The organism is Streptomyces pallidus (ex Mingjun et al. 2026) (assembly GCF_051550185.1).
In the GTDB taxonomy this organism is placed as follows: Bacteria; Actinomycetota; Actinomycetes; order Streptomycetales; family Streptomycetaceae; genus Streptomyces.
This window is the reverse complement of sequence record NZ_CP196181.1, coordinates 5,453,602-5,475,600: the sequence shown is the minus strand read 5'-3', so window position 1 is coordinate 5,475,600 and position 21,999 is coordinate 5,453,602. Positions and strand designations below refer to the sequence as shown.

Sequence of the window (21,999 nt, the reverse complement as noted above, 5' to 3'; positions counted from 1 at the left end):
GTAGGCTTCAGGCGTGAGATCCCCTCGTCCGTACTCCCCCCAGACCGGCCCCGGAGCGCAGTCGCTGACCGAGCGCCGCAAGGCCGCCACCCAGCTCGACATCGCCCGCGCCGCCTGCGCCCTGTTCGCCGAGCGCGGCCCCGACGGCACCACCGCCGAGGACATCGCGCACCGCGCGGGCGTCGCCCTGCGCACGTTCTACCGCTACTTCCGCAACAAGCAGGAGGCCGTCGGCCCGCTGCTCGCGACCGGCGGCGAGCGGTGGCGCGGCGTGCTCGCGGAGGAGGCCCCCGGCACCCCGCTCGGCGAGGCCCTCGAACGCGCCGTCACCCGCTCCCTCACCGACCCCCAGACCGTCGAGGAGGGGCTGGAGGTGACCCGCGGCCTGCTCCGCGCGGCGGCCGACGACCCGGCGCTGCGCGCCGTCTGGTACCGCGTGAACCAGGACTCCGAGGAGCAGCTCGTCCCGGTGATCGCCCGGCTGGCCGGCGAGGGCGCCGACCCGCTCGGGGTCCGCCTGGTCGCCGCGGCGGCGACGGACGCGATCCGCATCGCCCTGGAACTGTGGGCGACGACGGACGCCCCGCGGACCGGCCCGGCCTCCCCCGCCGAGCTGGCGGTCCGCGGCCTGCGCGAGCTGACCGGGGCGATGCCGCTGGTCGTGCGGTCGGGCGGGGCCGGCGGTGTCAGAGGAACCGGTCGGCCTTCAGCGTGAGCTGCTCGGCGAAGTAGTCGGCCGCGTCCGGCCGCATCCGGGCCAGGGCGACCATCGCGGAGACGATGACGTCGGCCACCTCGGCCTGGACGTCGTCCCAGCTGTGCGAGTTCCCCTTGCGCGGGTTGGTGCTCTTGGCGCCGATCACGGCCTCGGCGGCCTCCCCGAACTCCTCGCCGATCTTGAGGATCTGCAGGGTCACGCTCTCCTCGTGCGGCATCCCGCGCTCGCGGTCGTGCGCGTCGAACGTGGCGGCGAGGGCGGCGACGGTCTTCCACTGATCATCCATGCCCCGAACCTAGCGGGTGCGCACCGCCCGTGAAACAAGATCAAAAAAGAGAGCCGCCCCCGGCGCCGGAACGGCACCGGGGGCGGCTCTCCACCCGCCTGCGGCTTAGAGGTCGAAGTAGAGCTCGAACTCGTGGGGGTGGGGGCGCTGGGCGATCGGGGCGATCTCGTGGGTGCGCTTGTAGTCGATCCACGTCTCGATCAGGTCGGAGGTGAAGACACCGCCGGCGAGGAGGTACTCGTGGTCCTCCTCCAGGGCCTTGAGGACGTCCTCCAGGCTGGACGGGACCTGCGGGACGCTCGCGTGCTCGTCGGGGGCGAGCTCGTAGAGGTCCTTGTCGATCGGCTCCATCGGCTCGATCTTGTTCTTGACACCGTCGAGGCCCGCGAGCAGCAGCGCCGAGAAGGCGAGGTACGGGTTGGAGGACGGGTCCGGGGCGCGGAACTCGACGCGCTTGGCCTTCGGGTTCGAGCCCGTGATCGGGATGCGCATGGCGGCGGAGCGGTTGCGCTGCGAGTACACCAGGTTGACCGGCGCCTCGAAGCCCGGCACCAGGCGGTGGTACGAGTTCACCGTCGGGTTGGTGAAGGCGAGCAGCGACGGGGCGTGCTTGAGGATGCCGCCGATGTAGTAGCGGGCGGTGTCCGACAGGCCCGCGTAGCCGGCCTCGTCGTAGAAGAGCGGCTCGCCGCCCTGCCACAGCGACTGGTGGACGTGCATGCCCGAGCCGTTGTCACCGAAGATCGGCTTCGGCATGAAGGTCGCGGTCTTGCCGTTGCGCCAGGCGACGTTCTTCACGATGTACTTGAAGAGCATCAGGTCGTCGGCCGCGGCGAGCAGCGTGTTGAACTTGTAGTTGATCTCGGCCTGGCCGCCGGTGCCGACCTCGTGGTGCTGGCGCTCGACCTGGAGGCCCTGGGCGTCCAGCTCCAGGGAGATCTCGGCGCGCAGGTCGGCGAAGTGGTCGACCGGGGCGACCGGGAAGTAGCCGCCCTTGTAGCGGACCTTGTAGCCGCGGTTGTTCTCCTCGGAGCCGGTGTTCCAGGCGCCGGCCTCGGAGTCGATGTGGTAGAAGCCCTCGTTCGCGGTGGTCGCGAAGCGGACGCTGTCGAAGATGTAGAACTCGGCCTCGGGACCGAAGAACGCGGTGTCCGCGATGCCGGTGGAGGCGAGGTACGCCTCGGCCTTCTTCGCGATGTTGCGCGGGTCGCGGCTGTAGGCCTCGCCCGTGATCGGGTCGTGGATGAAGAAGTTGATGTTCAGCGTCTTGTCGCGACGGAACGGGTCCAGGCGCGCGGTGGTGATGTCGGCGCGCAGAGCCATGTCGGACTCGTGGATGGCCTGGAAGCCGCGGATCGAGGAACCGTCGAAGGCGAGCTCCTCCGCCGGGTCGAACGCCCGCGCCGGGATGGTGAAGTGCTGCATCACACCAGGCAGGTCACAGAAGCGGACGTCGACGAACTTGACGTCGTTCTCCTCGATGTACTGCTTCACTTCGTCGGCGTTCTGGAACATCCAACTCCTCCTACTCCCGACCCGGGGCGGGGACGGGCTGCATAGCTCGTGGTGCGTCAGTGCGGTGCCGCACGCTGACCCGACCATAGGCAGACGGGATTTCCCAAGCATGACCCATTTGTTTCGCACAAGTTAACCAGGGTCCGGCCGGAGTGGCTCGTCACGCCACAGGTACCGTGGTCGGGTGGACAACAGGCAAGCAATGGGATCGTGGCTCTCCGGCCCCCGCGCGGCGGCCGAGGACATGGGCGTCGACTTCGGCTACCCGGGCCAGCGGCTCGGCCTGCCCCAGGAGGGATCCGGCTCCGCGGCGCGTTTCGGGCGCCGCCTGGGCGGCGTGGCCATCGACTGGATCGCCTGCCAGGTGATCGCATACGGGCTGATCACCGGCGGCGACGCGACGGCGACGGGCAACTGGACGCTGCTGCTCTTCGTGGTGCTGAGCATCCTGACCGTCGGCACCGTGGGCTTCACTCCCGGGAAGCGGCTCGTGGGCCTGCGCGTGGTCGCGGAGGACGGCGGCCGGCTCGGCTTCGGCCGGGTGGTGCTGCGCACGCTGCTGCTGGCCCTGGTCATCCCGGCGCTGGTCTGGGACCGCGACGGCCGCGGCCTGCACGACCGGGCGGCCCGCGCCGTCCAGGTCCGCATCTGAGCCGGACGCAGGACGCGAACGCAGCGCAGGAACGACGACAGGGGCGCCCCCGAGCCGATGGCTGCGGGGGCGCCCCTGTCGTCGCGTGTCGTGTGTCGTGCGCCGTGTGCGGTGCGCCGTATACGAAAAGCGGCTCAGCGCATCAGCACGTCACCGCATCAGCGCATCTTTCCGCCGCGCGGCATCCGCATGCCCTTCGGCATGGGGCCCTTCGGCAGCGGCATGTTGCTCATGAGGTCGCCCATGGCGCGCAGCTTGTCGTTGGCCTGGGTCACCTGCGGCCCGGAGAGCACGCGCGGCAGCTTGAGCAGGGTCGTGCGGAGCTTCTTCAGCGGGACCTGGCCCTCGCCGGTGCCCACGATGAAGTCGTTCACCGGGACGTCCGGCATGATGCGCGCGAGCTTGCGCTTCTCGGCGGCCAGCAGGGGCTTCACCCGGTTGGCGTTGCCTTCGGCGATCAGGACCACGCCCGCCTTGCCCACGGCCCGGTGGACGATGTCCTGGCTGCGGTTCATCGCGATGGCGGGGGTGGTCGTCCAGCCCCGGCCCACGTTGTCCAGTACGGCCGCGGCCGCTCCCGGCTGGCCTTCCATCTGCCCGAAGGCCGCCCGCTCGGCGCGGCGCCCGAAGACGATCGCCGCCGCGAGGAACGCCACCAGGAAGCCCAGGATGCCCAGGTAGACCGGGTGGTCGATCAGGAAGCCGATCCCGAGGAAGACACCGAAGGTGATGAGTCCGACGGCCGCAAGGATCAGACCGACCTTCGGGTCGGCCTTGCGCGTCATGTTGTACGTGAGGGCGATCTGCTTCAGTCGCCCTGGTGTCGCAGCAGTCTCTGCGTTTGCCTTCCTCGCCATACAGCGAAGTTTACGTGGCCTGTGGGGCCCGGGTCGCCGCGGCCTCGAGTACGTGCTCGGTTTCGACGCGGTCCTTCGCGCGGCGGCGGTCCTCCAGGACCGCGGTCCAGGCATTGCGGCGGGCACCGCTCATGAGCAGCGATTCGAGGCCCCTGAAGGCCTCTGCGAACGACGGAATGGCGATGGCGCGTACGGGCGCGGCCTGCATGGTCTCGTTCCCTTTCACGGTGCTCACGTCGGTCCGGAAGGCGCACGGCGGGGGTGTCGGGGGTGTGCGACGGCGTGCGCGGCGCGTTGACCTATCGTCACTGATTGGTGTTACCAGGGCATGGCCGGCCGGTCAAACGGTGATGAAACATTTACGCGGCCCGTCGGATCTCTTCCCTCGAAGAGCCTACGGGCCGCGTCCATGCGACATTACTAGCCGGTAAGTTTTGTGCGTGACGTCACACGCTGCTACGCCACGACTCCGCTGCGCTTGTCCATGGCCTGCTGGTAGAGGCGCCCGGCCCGGTACGAGGAGCGGACCAGCGGGCCCGACATCACACCGGAGAAGCCGATCTCCTCGGCCTCCTTCGCCAGCTCGACGAACTCGGCCGGCTTCACCCAGCGCTCGACGGGGTGGTGCCGCGGCGACGGGCGCAGGTACTGGGTGATGGTGATGAGCTCGCAACCGGCCTCGTGCAGGTCGCGCAGGGCCTGCGAGACCTCCTCGCGCTCCTCGCCCATGCCGAGGATCAGGTTCGACTTGGTGACCAGGCCGTACGCGCGGGCCTTGGTGATCACTTCGAGGGAGCGCTCGTAGCGGAAGCCCGGGCGGATCCGGCGGAAGATCCGCGGAACCGTCTCGACGTTGTGCGCGAAGACCTCGGGACGGGAGGCGAAGACCTCCTCCAGCAGCTCCGGGACCGCGTTGAAGTCGGGTGCCAGCAGCTCGACCTTGGTGTGGCCGCCCTCGCGGCCCGCCGTCTGCTGGTGGATCTGGCGCACGGTCTCCGCGTACAGCCAGGCGCCGCCGTCCTCCAGGTCGTCGCGGGCGACGCCGGTGATGGTGGCGTAGTTCAGGTCCATCGTGACGACCGACTCGCCGACGCGGCGGGGCTCGTCCCGGTCCAGGGCCTCGGGCTTGCCGGTGTCGATCTGGCAGAAGTCACAGCGCCGGGTGCACTGGTCGCCGCCGATGAGGAAGGTGGCCTCGCGGTCCTCCCAGCATTCGTAGATGTTCGGACAACCGGCTTCCTGGCACACCGTGTGCAGGCCCTCGCCCTTCACGAGGTTCTGCATCTTCGTGTACTCGGGACCCATCTTCGCCCGGGTCTTGATCCACTCGGGCTTGCGCTCGATGGGGGTCTGGCTGTTACGGACCTCCAGGCGCAGCATCTTGCGTCCGTCGGGTGCGACTGCGGACACGACCGGCTCCCTGTGACTGTGATTCCTCGGCGCCCACCAGGGTACGCCCGTAATTCGTACGCTCTTACGTCGGCCAACCTGCGGGCGGGCGGACGCATTCCCCGGCGGCTACGCCCCCGGGACGGTCTCGATCTCCCGCGGCCGCAGCTCGGCGTGCTCCAGCACGTCCTTCAGGTGCTTCTCGACCACCGGCAGCACCTCGGCCACGGTGACCTCGCGGCCCAGTTCGTACGAGAGGGACGTCACACCGGCGTCGCGGATGCCGCAGGGCACGATCCGGTCGAACCAGGTGGTGTCGGGGTTCACGTTGAACGAGAAGCCGTGCATCGTGACGCCCTTGGCGACGCGGATGCCGATCGCGGCCAGCTTGCGGTCCTCGCGGCGCTGCCCGGCGTTGGACGGGGCGTACTCGGGGCCGTTCAGACGGGCGTCGAACTCCTCGTCCTCCAGGCGCGGGTCGAGGTCCAGGGACAGGCCGCCGATCTTCGGGCGCTGCTCCAGCGGATCGCCCAGCACCCACACGCCGGAGCGGCCCTCCACCCGGGTGGTCTCCAGGCCGAAGTCGGCGGCGGTGCGGATCAGCGCCTCCTCAAGCCGGCGCACGTGCGCGACGACGTCCACCGGCCGCGGCAGCTTCATGATCGGGTAGCCGACCAGCTGGCCCGGGCCGTGCCAGGTGATCTTGCCGCCGCGGTCCACGTCGACGACGGGCGTGCCGTCGAGGGGGCGCTCGCTGTCGGCGGTGCGCCGCCCGGCCGTGTACACCGGCGGGTGCTCCAGCAGGAGGCAGGTGTCCTCGATCTCGTCCGCGAAGCGGGCGGCGTGGACCCGGCGCTGCTCTTCCCAGGCCTCGGTGTACTCGACGTAGTCGTCGGGTCCGAAGCCCAGATGGACAAACCCAAGCTCAGCCACGACAGCGCCTCCTCGTTGAACCTGCTGTGTGCACGTATCGCACCAGCCAAGAGTACGGCGGCCGGCCACGGCCGCTCCGGCGGCCCTCAGCCACCCGTCCCCGGCCCCCGCCCGGCCTCCGCTCCCGGCCCGGGCAGCGACGGCGGCCGCCTGCGCCCCCTGGCCGGCCGGTCCGGGTCCTCGTCCGCACGCGGCAGCCGCCGGTGCCCCTCGGAATGGTCGTTGACCCAGCCGCACACCCCGCACGCGTACCGCCCGTCCAGACCCGCGATGTACGTACCGCACCGGCGGCACTCCGCCTCGGTGATCTCGGGTGCGCGCAGCGGCGCCGCGGTGGAGTCGGCGGGCGGCTCCGCCCTGGTCGGCCTGCGGGTCATGGGGCGCAGCGTACGCGGCGGGCGTCGACGCGGCCGTAAAGAGCCCCACCGATTCTGCACACGATCGGATGAATATGGGGCACAGAGGACGGCACAGGGGAAGTTCGCCGCTACATTCACGCCGTTCACAGGGCCGAACCTCCGGTCCGTCACGTCAGGAAACCGTGGAGCCGATGACGGAACGCCCCGCCCAGCACGTCCCCAACCGGCAGCTCGCGGCACTGATCGCGGAAGCCGGGTTCTCCAACGCAGGTCTGGCCCGCCGCGTCGACCAGCTGGGCCTGGAACACGGCCTCGACCTGCGGTACGACAAGACCTCCGTCACGCGGTGGCTGCGCGGCCAGCAACCCCGAGGAACCACCCCCGCACTGATCGCCGAGGTGTTCACCCGGCGCCTGGGCCGCCGGCTCTCCGCCCAGGACCTCGGCCTGGACGCCTGTGCGCCCGTCTACGCGGGCCTGGAGTTCGCGGCCACCCCGGAGGAGGCCGTCGACATCGCCAGCGGACTGTGGCGCAAGGACTCCGGCTCCCACGCCGAACTGCGGAAGATCGCCTTCACCCCGGCCGGGCTGGTCGTCCCCAGCCGGGACTGGCTCATCGGCCGGCCCGACGAGCACGTGGGCCGCGGCGCCGACCCGGCCGCCGCGGCCCGGGTCCCCGCCCAGGGCCGGAGCACCGTCCCCCGCCAGCGGCAGGTCGACCGCGGCCCGGGCCAGCGCGTCACGGGCGGGGACATCGCCGCACTGCGCTCGGTCAGCGAACTCTTCAAGACCCTGGACCAGACGTACGGCGGCGGGCACGCCCGCCAGGCCCTGGTGCGCTACCTGGAGCACGAGGCCGAGCCGATGCTGCGCGGCACCTACGGCGAGACCACGGGCCGCCGGCTCTTCGCGGCCGCCGCCGACCTGACCCGGCTCGCCGGCTGGACCTCGTACGACATCGCCGCGCACGGGCTCGCCCAGCGCTACTTCGTCCAGGCGCTGCGGCTGGCGCAGGCCGCCGCGGACCGGCCATACGGGGCGTACGTGCTGGTCACCATGAGCCGGCAGGCGGTCTACCTCGGCCACGGCCGGGAGGCGGTGCAGCTGGCCCGCGTCGCCCAGCAGGGCGTCGGCTCCGGGCCCCCGCCGCTGGTCCAGGCGCTGCTGCACTCGGCGGAGGCCCGCGGGCACGCCGTGCTCGGCGAGGTCCGGGCCGCGACGGCCGCGCTGGTCCGGGCCGAGCGGGCGCTGGGCGCGGCCCGGCCCGGGGACGACGTGCCGCACTGGGCACGGTTCTTCGACGAGGCCCAGCTGGCCGACGAGTTCGGGCACTGCCACCGGGACCTCCAGCAGTACCGGGCCTCGGCTCAGCACGCGGAGCACTCGCTCCAGTTGCGGGCTCCGGCGCTCGCCCGCTCGCGGCTGTTCAGCCGGGTGGTGCTGGCCACGGCCCGGCTGGGGCTGGGCGAGCTGGACCAGGCGTGCGCCCTGGGCGCGGAGGCGGCGCAGCAGGCGACGGAGATGCGGTCGGTGCGGGCGGTGGAGTACGTACGGGACTTCGAGCGCCGGCTGGAGCCGTACCGGGACGCGGCGGCCGTACGCACCTACCGGGACCGGGTCGCGGCACTGTCCTGAGCCCCGGCACGCGGGGGCTGCGGGCGCGGGCGCGGGTCCGGGTACGGGCGGGGGCCGGGTCCAGGCGGGGTGCGGACCGTGCGCACGGGTGCGGGCCCGGCCCCCGGTGCGGGGAACCGGGCCCTTGCCCTGTGGTTCTTCTCAGGCCACCGCCGGGAGGACGGCCCCGGCGCTGACCGGCAGCCGGATGCCGAAGTCGCGCAGGACGGCGGTGGCGGCGCGGCGGGCCGAGTGCAGGGCACCCTGCACGGTGTTGGCATCGCGGTGGTCGCCACACACGTACAGCCCGGCCAGCACCCGCACCGGGCGGCGCAGGTCGTAGGGCGGCGGCATCGCGGGCACGGCCTCCGGGGCGTGGTGGACGGCCAGCAGCTCCCAGTCCCGGGTGGCGGTCCCGTACAGCCGGGCGAGGCGCGAGGCGACGGTGCGCACGGGTGGCGGCGGGCCGAGGACGGTCGTGGTGACCAGGCTCCGGCCGACCGGGGCCCGCGTCGGGTCGACCGCGCTCATCACGGCGGTGTGCGCGACGGGCCAGCGGGGATCGCCGTCGAGCAGCAGCGAGCCGTCCCAGGGCAGCCGGGCCGGGGTGGCGTGGTGGATGACGGTGACCTCGTGGAAGTCCGGCACCCGCAGCCCCGGCAGCAGCTCGGCGGCGGCCCGCGCCCCCGTGGCCAGGACCAGGGAGCGGCAGCTGAAGTCGCCGTGCTCCTCGGTGGTGACCCGCTGGGTCGCCACCGACGTGACCCGGACCCCGGTGCGCACGGTGCCGGGCGGCAGCGCGGCCGCCAGCAGCCCCGGCAGGGCCGCGGCCCCGCCCTCGGGCACGGCGAGCCGGCCGCGGGCGAAGGTCCGCAGGGCCAGGTCGGCGACGCGGCTGGAGGTGGTGAGCTCCGGGTCGCGCAGCAGGGCGGCGAGCAGCGGGCGCAGGGTGGTGCCGGGGGCCCGGGAGCCGAGGGCGGCCGCGGCCGTGCGCTCGGGCCGGGCCAGCAGGCGCTCGACGGGCAGCGCGGCGAGCCGGCCGAGGTGGGCGCTGAGCCGGGCCTGGTCGAGGGACCGGCTGGCCAGCGCGCGGGCCGGGGTCATGACGCCGGCCCGCAACTGCCGGCCGTCGGTGTGGACGAGCACCCCGGGCGCGAAGGGCCGCAGGACCAGGCCGGCCAGGCCGGGGGTCCGGTCGAGCTCCGTGTACGAGGTGTTGAGGAGCTGGCCGACCCGGTCGAGCCGGAAGCCGTCGGTCTGCTCGGTGGCCATCCGGCCGCCGGGGTCCTCTGCCGCCTCCAGGACGGTGACGGTGACCCCTGCCGCGATCAGGTGCTGTGCCGCCGCGAGTCCTGAGACCCCGGCTCCTACGATGACGACGTCCGCATGCTGTGCGGTGCGGTGCGAGCTGCTGAGCACGTGCCCCTCCCCGAGGTCGGCGCGGCTGTGTGGGGATCCTCCTTCCCCCAACGGGCTTCGGGGGAACCCTTGTTGGGTGCGGTATTGCGGTCGGATCCGGTCGCATTGCGGTCGCATCCGGGTCACGAACGGTCGCACGGTGTCCAGCCTCGGGCGGTGGGCCGGGGCGCCGGGAGGGGTCAGGGCTCGGAGCGGGAGAGAGCGGCGCGGAGTGCGTCTTCGATGCGCGGGTGGCGGAACGTGAAGCCCGACTCCAACAGGCGTGCGGGCCGGGCCCGCTGACTGCCCAGCACGTCCTGGGAGAGCTCCCCGAGGACGAGCCGCAGCACCGGCGCCGGCACCGCCAGCAGCGTCGGGCGGTGCAGGACGCGGCCCATCGCGGCGGTGACCTCGCGGTTCGTCGGCGGTTCGGGGGCGGTCAGGTTGACCGGGCCGGACAGCTGCGGGCTCACGACGAGGTGCCGCAGGGCCGCGATCTCGTCGTACAGGGAGATGAACGGCCAGAACTGGCGGCCGTCGCCCAACCGCCCGCCGATCCCGGCCCGGAAGACAGGGAACATCCGCCCCCACGCCCCGCCCTTGCCGGAAACCACCAGTCCGGTACGGGCGAGCACCGTCCGCACCCCGGCCTCCCGGGCCGGGGCGGCGGCCGCCTCCCACTCCACGCACACCTCCGGCAGGAACCCGCGGCCCGCCGGGGCCGTCTCGTCGACGGTGCGGTCGCCGGTGTCGCCGTAGTAGCCGACGGCGGAGCCGCTGACGAACACCTGCGGCGGCTCGTCCATCGCGGCCACGGCCCGCGCCACGGCGGCGGTGCCGTCCACCCGGCTGTCCCGGATCTCCTTCTTGTACGCCGCCGTCCAGCGGTGGTCGCCGATCCCCGCCCCGGCCAGGTGGACCACCGCCGCGCAGCCGGCGAGCCCGGCCGGGTCGACGTACCCGCGGCGGGGGTCCCACCGCGCTTCGTCGGGCGCCGCCGGCTCCCGCCGCACGAAGCGGACCACGTCGTGACCGTCGGCCCGCAGGGACCGTACGAGGGCGCTGCCGATGAGACCGGTCGACCCGGTGACCGCGATACGCATGACCCCCATGATGCGGTGCGAAGACCCCGGACGGGTGGGGAACCGCCCGGCGTGGCCGGTCAGGACTCAGGTCTCGGGTATCGGACCTCAGGCCGCGCCGATCCAGGTGCCCACCGAGTACGTGACCGCCATCGCCAGGGCGCCGCCCGTGACGTTGCGCAGCACCGCGCGCCCGGCCGGGGCCCCGCCCAGCCGGGCGCTGGTCACCCCGCACAGCACCAGCGCCGCCACCACGGACGCCATCGTGACGGGGACCCGCTGTGACGGCCCCGGCAGCAGGATCGCCAGCAGCGGCAGCAGGGCCCCCACCGTGAACGCGGCCAGGCTGGCGAACGCCGCGTGCCAGGGGTTGGCCAGTTCGTCCGGGTTGATGCCGAGCTCCACCCGGGCGTGGGCCCGCAACGCGTCCCGCTCCGTCAGCTGCTCCGCCGCCTCCCGGGCCACCTCGGCGCTCAGGCCGCGGGCGGCCAACAGCTGCGTCAGCTCGTCGAGCTCCGCCTCCGGCTCCTGCACCAGCTCCCGTCGCTCCTGGTCCAGCGCCGCCCGCTCGGAGTCCCGCTGCGAGCTGACCGACACGTACTCCCCCGCCGCCATCGACAGCGACCCCGCCAGCAGGCCGGCCACCCCCGCCGCCAGGATCTCCGGACGCGAGGTGGTCGACCCGGCCACGCCCACCACCAGCCCGGCGGTGGAGATGATCCCGTCGTTCGCGCCGAGCACCCCGGCCCGCAGCCAGTTCAGCCGGGTGCTCATGCCCGCGCCGTGCGCCTGGTCACCGTCCGGGGGCGTCGGAGTCGCATCCGTCACGGAACCACTGTCCGCGCCGGGGCGCCCGGCGGCCACCCGGCGGACCGGCCGGGCGGACCGGCCGGCGGACCGCCCGGGGTGCGCGGCCCGGACCCCCGTACCAGGGTGGAGGGGTGAGAGGGCTGAGACGCCGACGCCGGCAGGAGCCGGGCTGGCTGCGCGGGGCACCGCCGCCGCGCTGGGCCCGGCTCGCACCCGTGGTGGCGCTGGTGGTGCTGGTGCTCGCGCAGCGCCTCACCCCCGGCGACATCGAGCTGGGCTTCTTCCTGGCGGGTCTGCCACCGGTGGCCGCGTTCGCCTACGGGGCCGCCGGCACCGCCGTCTTCGCCGGGCTGGTGCTGACGCTGCTCGGCCTGCCGTGGGCCGGGATCGCGAACCCGCGCGGTACCGACCTGGCCACGGTCGCCGCCGTCGGGCTGCTCAGCGTCGTGATCGCCTGGGTCCGCCGGCGGCGCGACACCCAGCTGGTCAACGTGCGGACCGTCGCGGAGGCCGCCCAGCTCGCCGTCCTGCCGCCCGTGCCGGAACGGGTCGGCCCGGTGCGCTGCGCCGGCCTCTACCGGGCGGCGCAGCACGGCACCCTGGTCGGCGGCGACCTGTACGACGTACGGGCCGGGCCCTACGGGGTGCGGGCCCTGGTCGGAGACGTGCAGGGGCACGGTCTCGCGGCGGTCGGCACGGTCGCGGCGCTGCTCGGCGCCTTCCGCGAGGGGGTCCTCGACGACCCGGAGCTCACGGAGGTCGCGGCCCGGCTGGACCGCAGACTCCAGGCGGACGCAGCAGCACCGGAGGCGGGCTCGGGGATGGGCTCGGGGCCAGGGACCGGGACGGGAACGGGGAAGGGAACGGAGAAGGGAAAGGGGAAGGGTTCAGGGTCGGGGCCGAGGTCGGGCTCCTCGGGGGCGCTGGGCCTGGTCGGGCCGGGGGCGACCGGCTCGGCGGGGGCGCCGCTGGATCGGGCGGGGCTGCCGGGATCGCTGAACTCGGCGGAGGCGCCGGGCTCCCCGGGGTCGCAGGCGCCGCCTGGATCGCGGAGGGCACCGGGGACGCAGGGTGCACCAGCTGCGTCGGGCTCATCGGATGCGTCGGGCGAACCGGCCCTGGGCGGCTCGGCGGAGGCGGCGTTCGAGCTCGGGCATCCGGAGCTGTTCGCCACGGCACTGCTGCTGGAGTTCCCGCCCGGCCTGGACCTCGTACGGATCGTCTCGTGCGGGCATCCGCCCGCGCTGCTGCTGCGCGGGTCCGGCGTGTCGGAGGTGGCCGTGGAGCCGGGCCCGCCGCTGGGGCTCGGACTCACCGCCCCGGAGGACACCGCGGTGACGGGCGTCGCGCTGCTTCCCGGCGACCGGCTGCTCGCCTACACCGACGGGGTCACGGAGGCCCGCGACGGGTCGGGGTTCTTCTACCCCCTGGCCACCCGCGTCCCCGTCGTGGCGACCCCCGCGCCGGCGGACCCGGCCGGGCTGGTCGGCGCGCTGTGGCAGGACCTGGTGGCCTTCACCGGGGGCGGACCCGGCGACGACGTGGCCCTGCTGGTCCTGTCGCTCGAACGGCGGTCGCAGCCGGACGGGCGGCATCCCTAGAGTCGCCGGGGCTCGCACCGTACGTGACCGTTCCGCCCCCGACCGCCGTGGGAAGCCGCCGTGTCCATGCTGCTGATCCGAGGAACGTTCAAGGTGTCCGGCGGCGCCCGCCCGGACGGCGACACCCTCCCGTTCATCCCGGACGACGTGGCCGAATGGAAGCTCGTACCGGGCTGCCGGCGGATCCTGCCCGCCGCGGACGGCCGCGCCCCCGTACGGCTGGAGGCCGTCGACGCCCTGGAGACCCACTACGGCACCGGCGAGCAGGAGCGGCACCAGCCGCTCAAGTTCGCCCACCGGGCCGCGGACGAACTGCTGACCTGGCTCGGCTTCACGCACGTCCAGCGCCACGACGACGAAACCGTCACCACGGTCCCCGAACAGGTCCCCGGCTACGTCCTCACCCGCGGCACCGACGTCCACGGCCGCTGCGTCGCCCTCGTCGGCCGCCGCGTCCCGCCCGCGTACAGCGGCTACTGGATCGAGGTCGACGAGAAGCGGCTGCAGAAGACCGCCAACCATCACCTCGTGGCATCCGGCCTCGCCTACCCCACCTTCTACACCGGCCTCCCCGGCTTCCTGCGCGACGCCCTCGCCGCCGCGGCCCAGGCGGCACGGGCGGCCACCACCCCCGAGAAGCGGGGGCTGTGGGCCGACGACGTCACCCTCACCGGGGCGAAGATCACCGGCATGTCCTCCCTCACCGCGTACAACGGCGCGGTGATCCTCCCGAAGCTGTTCCGCCGCCTGAAGGACTACCTGGAGCTCAAGCCGGCGGACCCGTCGCTGACCTGCTTCCCGGCCTTCCTGGCAGGAGCCGCGGACACCTACCGCATCCCGCAGCGGCCGAAGCCGATCACCGGGCTGCAACACATCGTGGAGATCAGCGACGGACACACGGTGCGGATGACGCACCACGCGGAGGAGATCGTCTTCGAGGAGAAGTGAGCGAGGCACGAGGAGCGAGAGGCGGGAAGGCGACACGGCAGCCGGGACGGTGGGGTGGATCCTGCCGGAGTGGTCCGGTCCGGCAGGATCCGACGGCGCTCCGCCCGGGCGAGGGGTGGTCAGCCCGCGTTGCTCACGATGTACGCGCGCACCAGCCTGCACGTCGTGTTCGACGGCCGGTGGATCCCCGTCCGCACGGCCATCGTGCGGATCTTGCGGTTGGTGGCGCGCCGGGCGTCGTACGTGCCCGAGTCCAGCAGGGATATCGCCAGCCGCATCGCCTTCAGCCGGCGGTTGTGGCTCTCGTACCACTCCCGGGGGAGCCCCGCGGGCAGCGGCTTCTTCTTGACGGGCCGAAGCGTCTTGGCAGTGGCCATCTACAGCCTCCCAAACGGTAGTTGGCGTCCTGTCGTACTCCCTCGATTTTACCGGGGGGCACTGACAGAAGCCCCTGGCCAGACGGGCTCTGGCTAGGCTGGACACCATGGAGATCTGGATCAATCCCGCCTGCTCGAAGTGCCGGAGCGCGCTGACGCTGCTCGACGCGGAAGGCGCCGAGTACACGGTGCGCCGCTACCTGGAGGACGTACCGTCCGAGGCCGAGATCCGCGCGGTCCTGGACCGGCTCGGCCTGGAGCCCTGGGACATCACCCGCACCTCGGACCCCCTTGCGAAGGAGACCGGCGTACGCGACCTCCCCCGCGAGGAGACCGACGAGGCCAGGTCCCGCTGGATCGCCCACCTGGCCGCCCACCCGAAGCTCATCCAGCGCCCCATCATCACGGCCGACGACGGCACGGCCGTGGTCGCCCGCACGGACGAAGCCGTCCGCGAAGCCCTGTCACGACGCGGCTGAGGGAAGGGGCGGGGGGCAGCTGGGCTGGCGGCGACAGAGCTGACGGACCGGCCGGGACGTCGGGCCGCTGGCCGGCTGGCCGGCTGGCCGGCTGGCGTCAACGTCCGCGCGCGGGCCCCGCTTACGCTCCCCCGTATGACGTCCGACGACACCGGTACCGCCCCCGGCCCCGGCCCGGCCGGCGGCGCCGACCTGCATCTGGAGCTCCCTCCGCACGGCGCCCGCCGCACCGCCCTCGCCCAGGCCCTCCGCGAAGCCGTCCGCAACGGCCGGCTCGCGGGCGGGACCCGGCTGCCGCCCTACCGGGCCCTGGCCGCCGACCTCGGGCTGGCCCGCAACGCCGTCGCCGACGCGTACGCCGAACTCGTCGCCGAGGGCTGGTTCACCGCCCGGCAGGGCTCCGGCACCCGGGTCGCCGAGGGGGCGGCCACCGCCGCCGCACCGACCGCCCCGGCCGCGCCCGCCCCCGCGGGTCCCCGTCACGACCTGCTCCAGGGCAAGCCCGACCCCGCCGCCTTCCCCCGGGGCGCCTGGTCCACCAGCGCCCGGCGGGCCCTGGCCCAGGCACCCACCGAGGCCTTCGGGCCGGGGGACCCGCAGGGACGGCCGGAGCTGCGGAGGGCGCTGGCTGCATACCTGTCCCGGGCGCGGGGCGTGCGTACCGGCCCGGAGAACATCGTCGTCTGCTCCGGCTTCGCGAACGGCCTGCGCCTCCTCGCGTCGCTGCGGCCCCGCGACTGGGCCGTCGAGGAGTACGGGCTCCCCTTCCACCACGGCATCCTCGACGCCGCCGGGGTGCGCCCGCACCCCGTCCCTGTGGACGAGGACGGCGCGCGCACCGACCTCGTACCGGCGCGGGCCCGCACCCTGCTCCTCACCCCCGCCCACCAGTTCCCGACGGGCGCCCGGCTGCTGCCTGCGCGGCGGGCGGCGGCCGTGGAGTGGGCCCGCGCCACGGGCGGGCTGATCGTGGAGGACGACTACGACGGAGAGTTCCGCTACGACCGCAAGCCGGTCGGCGCCGTCCAGGGCCTGGACCCCGGTCACGTGGTCCACGCGGGCTCCCTCAGCAAGTCCCTGTCCCCCGCGATCCGACTCGGCTGGCTGGTTCTACCGGACGACCTGGTCGGGCAGGTCCTCACGGCGAAGGGGCAACGGGAATCCTGGGCCAGCGCCCTGGACCAGCTGACGCTGGCCGACTTCATCGAATGCGGCGCGTACGACCGCCACATCCGGCGCATGCGACAGTGCTACCGCGCCCGCCGCGACCGGCTCGCCGAAGCCCTGGCCTCCCGCGTCCCGCAGGCCCCGGTGACCGGCATCTCGGCCGGGCTCCACGCGGTCGTCGACCTCCCGCCGGGGACGGAGGCCGCCGCCCTGGCGGCGGCCCGCGCCGCGGGCCTCTCCCTGGACGGCCTCTCGTCCTACCACCACCCGGCGGCCCCGACCCCGCCCCGCGAGGGCCTGGTGGTCGGCTACGCCGCACCCCCGGAGGCGGCGTTCGGCAGAGCGGTGGAAGCGCTGGTGGGGGTGGTACGGGGGGCGGTGGAGGGGTGAGGGGGCGGGAGGAGGAGGCGGGCCAGGAGCGGAGGAGGCGGGATGCCCGCACCCGGAGTCGGAGCAGCATCCGGGGGTTTCCCGGTAGCCCATCGTCCTTCCGGTGCGGGCCGGCCAGTAAAGGGCGCTCCCTCCGGTCGCGTCGCTGCGCGATGGCCTTCGGCCACCCTTGACAGGCCGACCCACCCCGGAATGCCAAAGAGCTACCGGGAAACCCCCGAAGGATGGCCAGGGGGCACGACAACCAGAAACGGCCCCCGCCAGAGCAGCAGACCCCCGGCTCCGCCCCGCAGCATCCCAGGCGCCCGGGACCGCCAGGTCCCGACCCCCGCCGGCCGCGCGGGCACCAAAAGACGCCCCCAAGACCCGGATCCGAGCCCGCCCGGGAGCGCTGGGCGCCCGACCAGCCAGAAATGTTGACGACAAGCCCATCCAGCCCGCCCAACGCCCCACATCGCTACGCGCTCCTCTCTGCTCGGCGACTGACCGCCGCCTGGGGCCGGTAGGCGCCCCACATCGCTACGCGCTCCTCTCTGCTCGGCGACCGACCGCCGGCGGGGGCCGATGGGCGCCCCACATCGCTACGCGCTTCTCTCTTCTCGGCGACTGACCGCCGCCTGGGGCCGGTAGGCGCCCCACATCGCTACGCGCTCCTCTCTGCTCGGCGACCGACCGCCGGCGGGGGCTGGTAGCGGGGGTGGCGCAACTGGGCTGTTGAGTGGGGCGATTGCGTAGGCTGACGGGGTGACGGAAGAGTTGCTGCGACTGACGGTTCTCGGGTCTGCGACGCCGTATGCCAGCGCGGACAATCCGTGCTCGGGGTACTTGCTCTCCAGTGGGAGCACGCGTGTGTGGGTGGACGCCGGCAGTGGGACGCTCGGTCCACTGCAGCGGTACTGCGGACTGGACGAGCTGGACGCCGTGTGGATCTCGCATCTGCACGCAGACCACAGCGCCGATCTGCTCACCGCCTATTACGGGGCCCTGTACGCGGACATCCGACTCGACGCGCCGATTCCCCTCTACGGGCCGCCCGGTATCGCCGACAGGCTCGCCGGGTTTCTCAGCAACACGCCGGTTCGCAGCCCGATCGAGTCCGCATTTGACGTCACTGAGTTGTACGACGGTCACGAGGTGACCGTCGGGTCCATTCGGCTCACCAGTCGGGAAGTCGCCCACGGTATCCCGGCCTTCACCCTGCGCGCCGAGGCCGCGGGCGGGACGCTCGTCTACTCCGGCGACACGGAACCGTGCGCCCGCCTGAACGCTCTCGCCGACGGTTGCGACGTCCTGCTGTGTGAAGCGGACAGTGCGGAACCCGTCGAGGGCCACCACACGCCTGAAGACGCAGGTGACACCGCCAGCGCGGCCCGAGTGGGTCGCCTGATCGTTACGCACGTCGGCCGTTCCCTCACACCGCAAGCGGCACTGGCACGCGCCGCAACCCGCTACGACGGCCCCATCGACTACGCCACACCAGGCCTGACCATCCACATCTCTCCACTGCACTGACCACCCCGCCCGCCCCTCCAGCTGACCGCCACCCCGAACGATCCGCCGGTCGCCGAACAGACCCCTGCGCGCAGCGGCCACCGCGCTTACCCCCAATACGGCCGCCAGTCGCCGAGCTAACCGCCGCACGTCGTGATCTGATCACGCCTACCGGCCCCCGACGGCGGTCAGTCGCCGAGAAGAGAGAAGCGCGTAGCGATGTGGGGCGCCCATCGGCCCCCGCCGGCGGTCGGTCGCCGAGCAGAGAGGAGCGCGTAGCGATGTGGGGCGCCTACCGGCCCCAGGCGGCGGTCAGTCGCCGAGAAGAGAGAAGCGCGTAGCGATGTGGGGCGTTGGGCGGGCTGGATGGGCTTGTCGTCAACATTTCTGGCTGGTCGGGCGCCCAGCGCTCCCGGGCGGGCTCGGATCCGGGTCTTGGGGGCGTCTTTTGGTGCCCGCGCGGCTGGCGGGGGTCGGGACCTGGCGGTCCCGGGCGCCTGGGATGCTGCGGGGCGGAGCCGGGGGTCTGCTGCTCTGGCGGGGGCCGTTTCTGGTTGTCGTGCCCCCTGGCCATCCTTCGGGGGTTTCCCGGTAGCTCTTTGGCATTCCGGGGTGGGTCGGCCTGTCAAGGGTGGCCGAAGGCCATCGCGCAGCGACGCGACCGGAGGGAGCGCCCTTTACTGGCCGGCCCGCACCGGAAGGACGATGGGCTACCGGGAAACCCCCGGATGCTGCTCCGACTCCGGGTGCGGGCATCCCGCCTCCTCCGCTCCTGGCCCGCCTCCTCCTCCCGCCCCCTCACCCTCCCCTTCCCCGTCCTCATCTTCTCCTCACGCGCCGACCTCGTAGGCTGTATTCCCGACAGAAGGGACATTGCGCAGCAAACGGACGGAGCCGTCTTGACCGCCCTCCACCGCGACCGTTACGACCACCGCGACCGCCACACCCATCCCGTCATGCCTTGTAGCCCTCACAACCCCCACAACCCCCATACCGCCCCTACCGCCTCTACCGACCCCAGCGCCGCAACCACCCCCACCCCCACCCCGGCCCACCGTGGAGCCGACTGGATGTTCTGCGGGGTGTACGGGACCGTGCTTGCGGCCGGACTGTTGGCCGCGCTCGACGAGAAGGGGGCCACGTACACCCCGTTCGGGGACGCCGGCTGGGTGTTCGTGACCGCCGCCGCGGCGGCCCTCGCGCACGGGTACGCGCACCACATGGCCGCCCACCAGCCCGGCTCCGCCGGGCACCGGTGGCGGATGCTGGTGCAGGAGGTGCTGCACGAGTGGCCGCTGATCGCCGCCACGCTCCCGACCGTCCTCCTGCTCGTCGTCGCCGGGTTCGCCCACTGGGACGCCCCCGTGGTGACGTCGGTCGGCCTCGGCGCGAACACGTTGCTGCTGTTCGCCTGGGGTTCCTTCGTGGCGCGGCGGGTGGGCTACGGGCTCGGCGCCTCGCTGCGGATCGGGGCCGCGGACTCCGCCATCGGGGTGGTCATCATCGCGGCCAACGCCGTGATCAAATAAGTCACTTTTCAGACCGCCGTTTTCGGTCCAGACCGTAGTGTGCGTGGCTGTCGCCGCCCGCCCGGACCCCGAAGGTGCTGGCCTGGTTCGGGGGGGCACGTTTCCACGAACAGGAGACCCATGCCTACCGCACTGCTCAAGCACGGGGTGCGAGCGGCGGCTTTAGCCGCTCTCGTCCTCGCCACGTCCCTCGGCGCTCCGGCCGCCGTCGCCGCCCCGGTGGCGGATCAGGTCGCCCTTCAGGAACAGGCCACCTCTGCGGGCCTCGACCGACGAGCGCCGAAGCCGATCGACGTGAAGATCAACGGGTCCGGAATCACGGCACCGGAGTCCGCACCGGCCGGCCTGGTGTCGTTCCGGGTCACGTCCGACGACCCGAACGGGCGCTTCCTTCAGGCTTTCCGCCCGCACCCCGGCGTGACCGTGGAACAGGTGCTGGCCGATCTCGCCAAGGCCGTCAGCCGCCAGCCGATCCCCACCGCCGAGGGCATGCTGGCGGTGCGCGACGAGGCGGAGATGTTCGGCGGGGCCCAGGTCACTGCCTCGGTGTCGGAGACGTTCACCACCCCGATCACCGCGGGCGAGGTCGTCCTGCTGGACTTCACCGCCTTCCTCCAGGACCCGACGCACCCCATCACCCGGACCCTCCAGCTCCAGGGCAGCCAGAGGCCGAGCCTGCCGACGGGCTTCCCCGACAGCTTCGTGCTCGCGCGGGAGACCCCGGACGGTCCCCGTTTCGACATCCACGGCCTGGACCGGACGAGCGACACCATCCTGGTGCACAACTCCACGCAGGAGCTGCACGAGATGGGCATACAGCCCGTCGCACCGGGCACCACGGACGCCCAGATCCAGGCCATCTTCGACCGCACCGCACCCGGCCCGCTGCCCTACACCGGGCGGTCCGTCGGTCTCGGCGTCCTCTCCCCCGGACGCTCCGTGCTGCTGGAGATACGGAACCTGCCCCCGGGTACGTACGTGGTCGGCTGCTTCGCGCCTGACGGTAAGGCCGGCATCCCGGACGCGATCAAGGGCATGCACAAGGTCGTCGTACTCACCTGACGCGGACCCCGGCTCCGGCCCCGGTCATCCGGAGCCGAAGCCGGGGCAGCGGCAGCACCGGCGGCAGCGGCACCGGCAGCACCGGCCACCAAACCCGCAGCCGGCACCCCCCTCACACCCCCAGCTGCCCCTCCGCCTCCCCCAGGATCTCCGTCAGCCGGGCCGCGAAGCGGGCGTCTCGCCGGTCCGGTACGCCCGTCCGAGCAGCGGTGAGCAGCGCGTCCAGCGCCCGCCCGTACGCCCCTGGGACATCGCTCCAGTTGGGCAGCGAGAAGACCCCCTCGGCCCCCCGCACCTCTAGCCCCACCCCGGCGGCCGCGACGGGCGCGCCGAGGCTGAGCACGGCGGTGCTCGCCGCGCCCGAGGTGTGGCGCAGGGCCAGCTGGACCACGTCGGAGGGCCCGCGGGCGGCGGTGACGGAGGTGACGTCGCCCAGGACGGGGATGAGGACGGACAGGGCGTGGGGGCCGACGTCCCACAGTCCGCCCTTGGCCTTGCGCCAGGGCGAGTCGGCGTAGGCGCTGGGCGTGCCGTCGGGCGGGAAGACGGCGCCGAGCCAGTGGGCGGCGGCGGTGAACCAGCCGGTGCGGCCGGCCTGCTCCTCGACCCAGGCTGCGGCGGGTTCGGCGAAGCGGAGGGTGAGGAAGACGACGGAGGCGACGCCGTGCCGGTCGGCGGCGTCGGCGACGGCGCGGGCGTCGGCAACGGTGGTGGCGACGGGCTTGTCGAGCAGCAGTCCGCAGCCGGCCTCGGCGGCGCGTACGGCGAGGGGTGCCTGTACGTCGGGCGGGAGGGCGAAGGCGGCGACGTCGCAGTCGGCGAAGAGGGCGTCGGGGTCGTCGTAGACCTTCACGCCGTACGTGTCGGCCAGCTCGGCGGCGGCTTCGGGCCGGCGGCCCCACACGCCCGCGAACTCGGAGCCCGTGTGGGCGGCGAGGGCGGGGGCGTGGGTGCGGTGGGCCCAGGGGCCGGTGCCCAGGAGCCCCACGCGGGGCCGGGCGACGGGCGGACGGGTGGGTTCCGCGGGGTCGCTTGCGCGGGTCAAATCGTACGAACTGCTCACCCGCCCAGTCTGCCGCACTCGCACGGATGCGCTGACCGCAACCCGCACGAGCCACCCGACCTGCGGTGCACACCCGGTAACACGGGGTTCACACATGGGCAACGGCTGAGAAATCGCCACGAGGCACGCTGCGGTCTACACCGCAGCGATCGACCGTACGACCGGACGAGCACACGACCGGACGAGCACACGACCGGACGAGCGGACAAGCGGACATCCGCACTCGTAACACCAGCACACCTGCAGAACCACACACCGCAGCACCCGCAGAGTCTGCGCC

Annotated in this window: 22 protein-coding genes; 10 read left to right on the top strand and 12 right to left on the bottom strand. The window is 73.2% G+C overall.

Annotated features, from left to right (window positions below; genetic code table 11):
- Positions 1-13: 13 nt before the first annotated feature.
- Positions 14-715 carry a TetR/AcrR family transcriptional regulator gene (locus ACSHWO_RS24240; RefSeq protein ID WP_385825499.1) on the top strand — a complete coding sequence of 234 codons (702 nt, stop codon included), beginning with the start codon at positions 14-16 and terminating at the stop codon, positions 713-715.
- On the opposite strand, the gene ACSHWO_RS24235 is transcribed toward ACSHWO_RS24240, so the two are convergent.
- Together ACSHWO_RS24235 and glnA are read right to left on the bottom strand one after the other, a co-directional pair.
- Positions 687-1,004 carry a MazG-like family protein gene (locus ACSHWO_RS24235; protein ID WP_361088502.1) on the bottom strand — a complete coding sequence of 106 codons (318 nt, stop codon included), beginning with the start codon at positions 1,002-1,004 and terminating at the stop codon, positions 687-689. The genes ACSHWO_RS24240 and ACSHWO_RS24235 overlap by 29 nt on opposite strands.
- 105 nt (positions 1,005-1,109) lie before the next feature.
- Positions 1,110-2,519, bottom strand: a complete 1,410-nt coding sequence (gene glnA / locus ACSHWO_RS24230) for a type I glutamate--ammonia ligase (RefSeq protein ID WP_361088505.1) — start codon at positions 2,517-2,519, stop codon at positions 1,110-1,112.
- 184 nt (positions 2,520-2,703) lie between these two features.
- Between glnA and ACSHWO_RS24225 the strand changes: the two genes are divergently transcribed.
- Positions 2,704-3,171 (top strand): RDD family protein, encoded by a 468-nt coding sequence (locus ACSHWO_RS24225; protein ID WP_361088508.1) that lies wholly within the window; start codon positions 2,704-2,706, stop codon positions 3,169-3,171.
- A 158-nt stretch (positions 3,172-3,329) separates the two neighbouring features.
- Here ACSHWO_RS24225 and ACSHWO_RS24220 read toward each other — a convergent pair whose 3' ends face one another.
- The 5 genes from ACSHWO_RS24220 to ACSHWO_RS24200 all read right to left on the bottom strand — a co-directional run bounded on the left by ACSHWO_RS24220 (position 3,330) and on the right by ACSHWO_RS24200 (position 6,727).
- Positions 3,330-4,028: a DUF4191 domain-containing protein gene (locus tag ACSHWO_RS24220; protein ID WP_361088510.1), complete on the bottom strand. Its 699-nt coding sequence runs from the start codon at positions 4,026-4,028 to the stop codon at positions 3,330-3,332.
- 10 nt (positions 4,029-4,038) lie between these two features.
- Complete coding sequence (locus ACSHWO_RS24215) at positions 4,039-4,236, bottom strand: SCO2195 family GlnR-regulated protein (protein WP_361088598.1); 198 nt, start codon at positions 4,234-4,236, stop codon at positions 4,039-4,041.
- 248 nt (positions 4,237-4,484) lie between these two features.
- Entirely contained in the window at positions 4,485-5,438 is a 954-nt protein-coding gene (gene lipA / locus ACSHWO_RS24210) for a lipoyl synthase (protein ID WP_361088513.1), read from the bottom strand.
- Positions 5,439-5,546: 108 nt separating this feature from the next.
- Positions 5,547-6,350 carry a lipoyl(octanoyl) transferase LipB gene (lipB, locus tag ACSHWO_RS24205; RefSeq protein ID WP_361088516.1) on the bottom strand — a complete coding sequence of 268 codons (804 nt, stop codon included), beginning with the start codon at positions 6,348-6,350 and terminating at the stop codon, positions 5,547-5,549.
- A gap of 86 nt (positions 6,351-6,436) precedes the next feature.
- Positions 6,437-6,727: a hypothetical protein gene (locus ACSHWO_RS24200; protein ID WP_438314836.1), complete on the bottom strand. Its 291-nt coding sequence runs from the start codon at positions 6,725-6,727 to the stop codon at positions 6,437-6,439.
- A gap of 173 nt (positions 6,728-6,900) precedes the next feature.
- Here ACSHWO_RS24200 and ACSHWO_RS24195 point away from each other — a divergent pair, with 173 nt between their 5' ends.
- Positions 6,901-8,343, top strand: a complete 1,443-nt coding sequence (locus tag ACSHWO_RS24195; RefSeq protein ID WP_385825779.1) for a regulator — start codon at positions 6,901-6,903, stop codon at positions 8,341-8,343.
- 141 nt (positions 8,344-8,484) lie between these two features.
- Here ACSHWO_RS24195 and ACSHWO_RS24190 read toward each other — a convergent pair whose 3' ends face one another.
- The 3 genes from ACSHWO_RS24190 to ACSHWO_RS24180 all read right to left on the bottom strand — a co-directional run bounded on the left by ACSHWO_RS24190 (position 8,485) and on the right by ACSHWO_RS24180 (position 11,576).
- Complete coding sequence (locus tag ACSHWO_RS24190; protein WP_385825828.1) at positions 8,485-9,741, bottom strand: NAD(P)/FAD-dependent oxidoreductase; 1,257 nt, start codon at positions 9,739-9,741, stop codon at positions 8,485-8,487.
- A 179-nt stretch (positions 9,742-9,920) separates the two neighbouring features.
- Positions 9,921-10,823 (bottom strand): TIGR01777 family oxidoreductase, encoded by a 903-nt coding sequence (locus tag ACSHWO_RS24185; protein ID WP_361088528.1) that lies wholly within the window; start codon positions 10,821-10,823, stop codon positions 9,921-9,923.
- A gap of 87 nt (positions 10,824-10,910) precedes the next feature.
- Positions 10,911-11,576, bottom strand: a complete 666-nt coding sequence (locus ACSHWO_RS24180) for a VIT1/CCC1 transporter family protein (protein ID WP_361088531.1) — start codon at positions 11,574-11,576, stop codon at positions 10,911-10,913.
- A gap of 167 nt (positions 11,577-11,743) precedes the next feature.
- On the opposite strand from ACSHWO_RS24180, the gene ACSHWO_RS24175 reads away from it, so the two are divergent.
- Complete coding sequence (locus ACSHWO_RS24175; RefSeq protein WP_438314831.1) at positions 11,744-13,213, top strand: SpoIIE family protein phosphatase; 1,470 nt, start codon at positions 11,744-11,746, stop codon at positions 13,211-13,213.
- Between the two features lie 66 nt (positions 13,214-13,279).
- On the top strand, positions 13,280-14,161 hold the full coding sequence (locus tag ACSHWO_RS24170; RefSeq protein ID WP_438319259.1) for a nuclease: 882 nt from the start codon (positions 13,280-13,282) through the stop codon (positions 14,159-14,161).
- Between the two features lie 119 nt (positions 14,162-14,280).
- Here ACSHWO_RS24170 and ACSHWO_RS24165 read toward each other — a convergent pair whose 3' ends face one another.
- On the bottom strand, positions 14,281-14,538 hold the full coding sequence (locus ACSHWO_RS24165; protein WP_361088534.1) for a hypothetical protein: 258 nt from the start codon (positions 14,536-14,538) through the stop codon (positions 14,281-14,283).
- 107 nt (positions 14,539-14,645) lie between these two features.
- Between ACSHWO_RS24165 and ACSHWO_RS24160 the strand changes: the two genes are divergently transcribed.
- From ACSHWO_RS24160 to ACSHWO_RS24140, 5 genes are all read left to right on the top strand, one after another.
- Positions 14,646-15,017, top strand: a complete 372-nt coding sequence (locus ACSHWO_RS24160) for an ArsC/Spx/MgsR family protein (protein WP_385826028.1) — start codon at positions 14,646-14,648, stop codon at positions 15,015-15,017.
- A gap of 135 nt (positions 15,018-15,152) precedes the next feature.
- Positions 15,153-16,574 carry a PLP-dependent aminotransferase family protein gene (locus ACSHWO_RS24155; RefSeq protein ID WP_438314827.1) on the top strand — a complete coding sequence of 474 codons (1,422 nt, stop codon included), beginning with the start codon at positions 15,153-15,155 and terminating at the stop codon, positions 16,572-16,574.
- Between the two features lie 744 nt (positions 16,575-17,318).
- Entirely contained in the window at positions 17,319-18,086 is a 768-nt protein-coding gene (locus ACSHWO_RS24150; RefSeq protein WP_438314824.1) for an MBL fold metallo-hydrolase, read from the top strand.
- Positions 18,087-19,147: 1,061 nt separating this feature from the next.
- Positions 19,148-19,594: a hypothetical protein gene (locus ACSHWO_RS24145; protein ID WP_361097000.1), complete on the top strand. Its 447-nt coding sequence runs from the start codon at positions 19,148-19,150 to the stop codon at positions 19,592-19,594.
- Positions 19,595-19,714: 120 nt separating this feature from the next.
- Positions 19,715-20,656, top strand: a complete 942-nt coding sequence (locus tag ACSHWO_RS24140) for a hypothetical protein (protein WP_438314821.1) — start codon at positions 19,715-19,717, stop codon at positions 20,654-20,656.
- A gap of 112 nt (positions 20,657-20,768) precedes the next feature.
- On the opposite strand, the gene ACSHWO_RS24135 is transcribed toward ACSHWO_RS24140, so the two are convergent.
- A complete protein-coding gene (locus ACSHWO_RS24135) occupies positions 20,769-21,701 on the bottom strand; it encodes a Gfo/Idh/MocA family protein (RefSeq protein WP_385849444.1) in 933 nt (310 codons plus the stop codon).
- Between the last annotated feature and the right edge of the window lie 298 nt (positions 21,702-21,999).

Bases quoted from the DNA above. Each gene is read 5' to 3' on its own strand.
- ACSHWO_RS24235 (WP_361088502.1), bottom strand. From the start codon at position 1,004: ATGGATGATCAGTGGAAGACCGTCGCCGCCCTCGCCGCCACGTTCGAC.
- glnA (WP_361088505.1), bottom strand. From the start codon at position 2,519: ATGTTCCAGAACGCCGACGAAGTGAAGCAGTACATCGAGGAGAACGAC.
- ACSHWO_RS24220 (WP_361088510.1), bottom strand. From the start codon at position 4,028: ATGGCGAGGAAGGCAAACGCAGAGACTGCTGCGACACCAGGGCGACTG.
- ACSHWO_RS24215 (WP_361088598.1), bottom strand. From the start codon at position 4,236: ATGCAGGCCGCGCCCGTACGCGCCATCGCCATTCCGTCGTTCGCAGAG.
- ACSHWO_RS24200 (WP_438314836.1), bottom strand. From the start codon at position 6,727: ATGACCCGCAGGCCGACCAGGGCGGAGCCGCCCGCCGACTCCACCGCG.
- ACSHWO_RS24195 (WP_385825779.1), top strand. From the start codon at position 6,901: ATGACGGAACGCCCCGCCCAGCACGTCCCCAACCGGCAGCTCGCGGCA.
- ACSHWO_RS24185 (WP_361088528.1), bottom strand. From the start codon at position 10,823: ATGCGTATCGCGGTCACCGGGTCGACCGGTCTCATCGGCAGCGCCCTC.
- ACSHWO_RS24180 (WP_361088531.1), bottom strand. From the start codon at position 11,576: ATGAGCACCCGGCTGAACTGGCTGCGGGCCGGGGTGCTCGGCGCGAAC.
- ACSHWO_RS24170 (WP_438319259.1), top strand. From the start codon at position 13,280: ATGCTGCTGATCCGAGGAACGTTCAAGGTGTCCGGCGGCGCCCGCCCG.
- ACSHWO_RS24165 (WP_361088534.1), bottom strand. From the start codon at position 14,538: ATGGCCACTGCCAAGACGCTTCGGCCCGTCAAGAAGAAGCCGCTGCCC.
- ACSHWO_RS24160 (WP_385826028.1), top strand. From the start codon at position 14,646: ATGGAGATCTGGATCAATCCCGCCTGCTCGAAGTGCCGGAGCGCGCTG.
- ACSHWO_RS24155 (WP_438314827.1), top strand. From the start codon at position 15,153: ATGACGTCCGACGACACCGGTACCGCCCCCGGCCCCGGCCCGGCCGGC.
- ACSHWO_RS24140 (WP_438314821.1), top strand. From the start codon at position 19,715: ATGCCTACCGCACTGCTCAAGCACGGGGTGCGAGCGGCGGCTTTAGCC.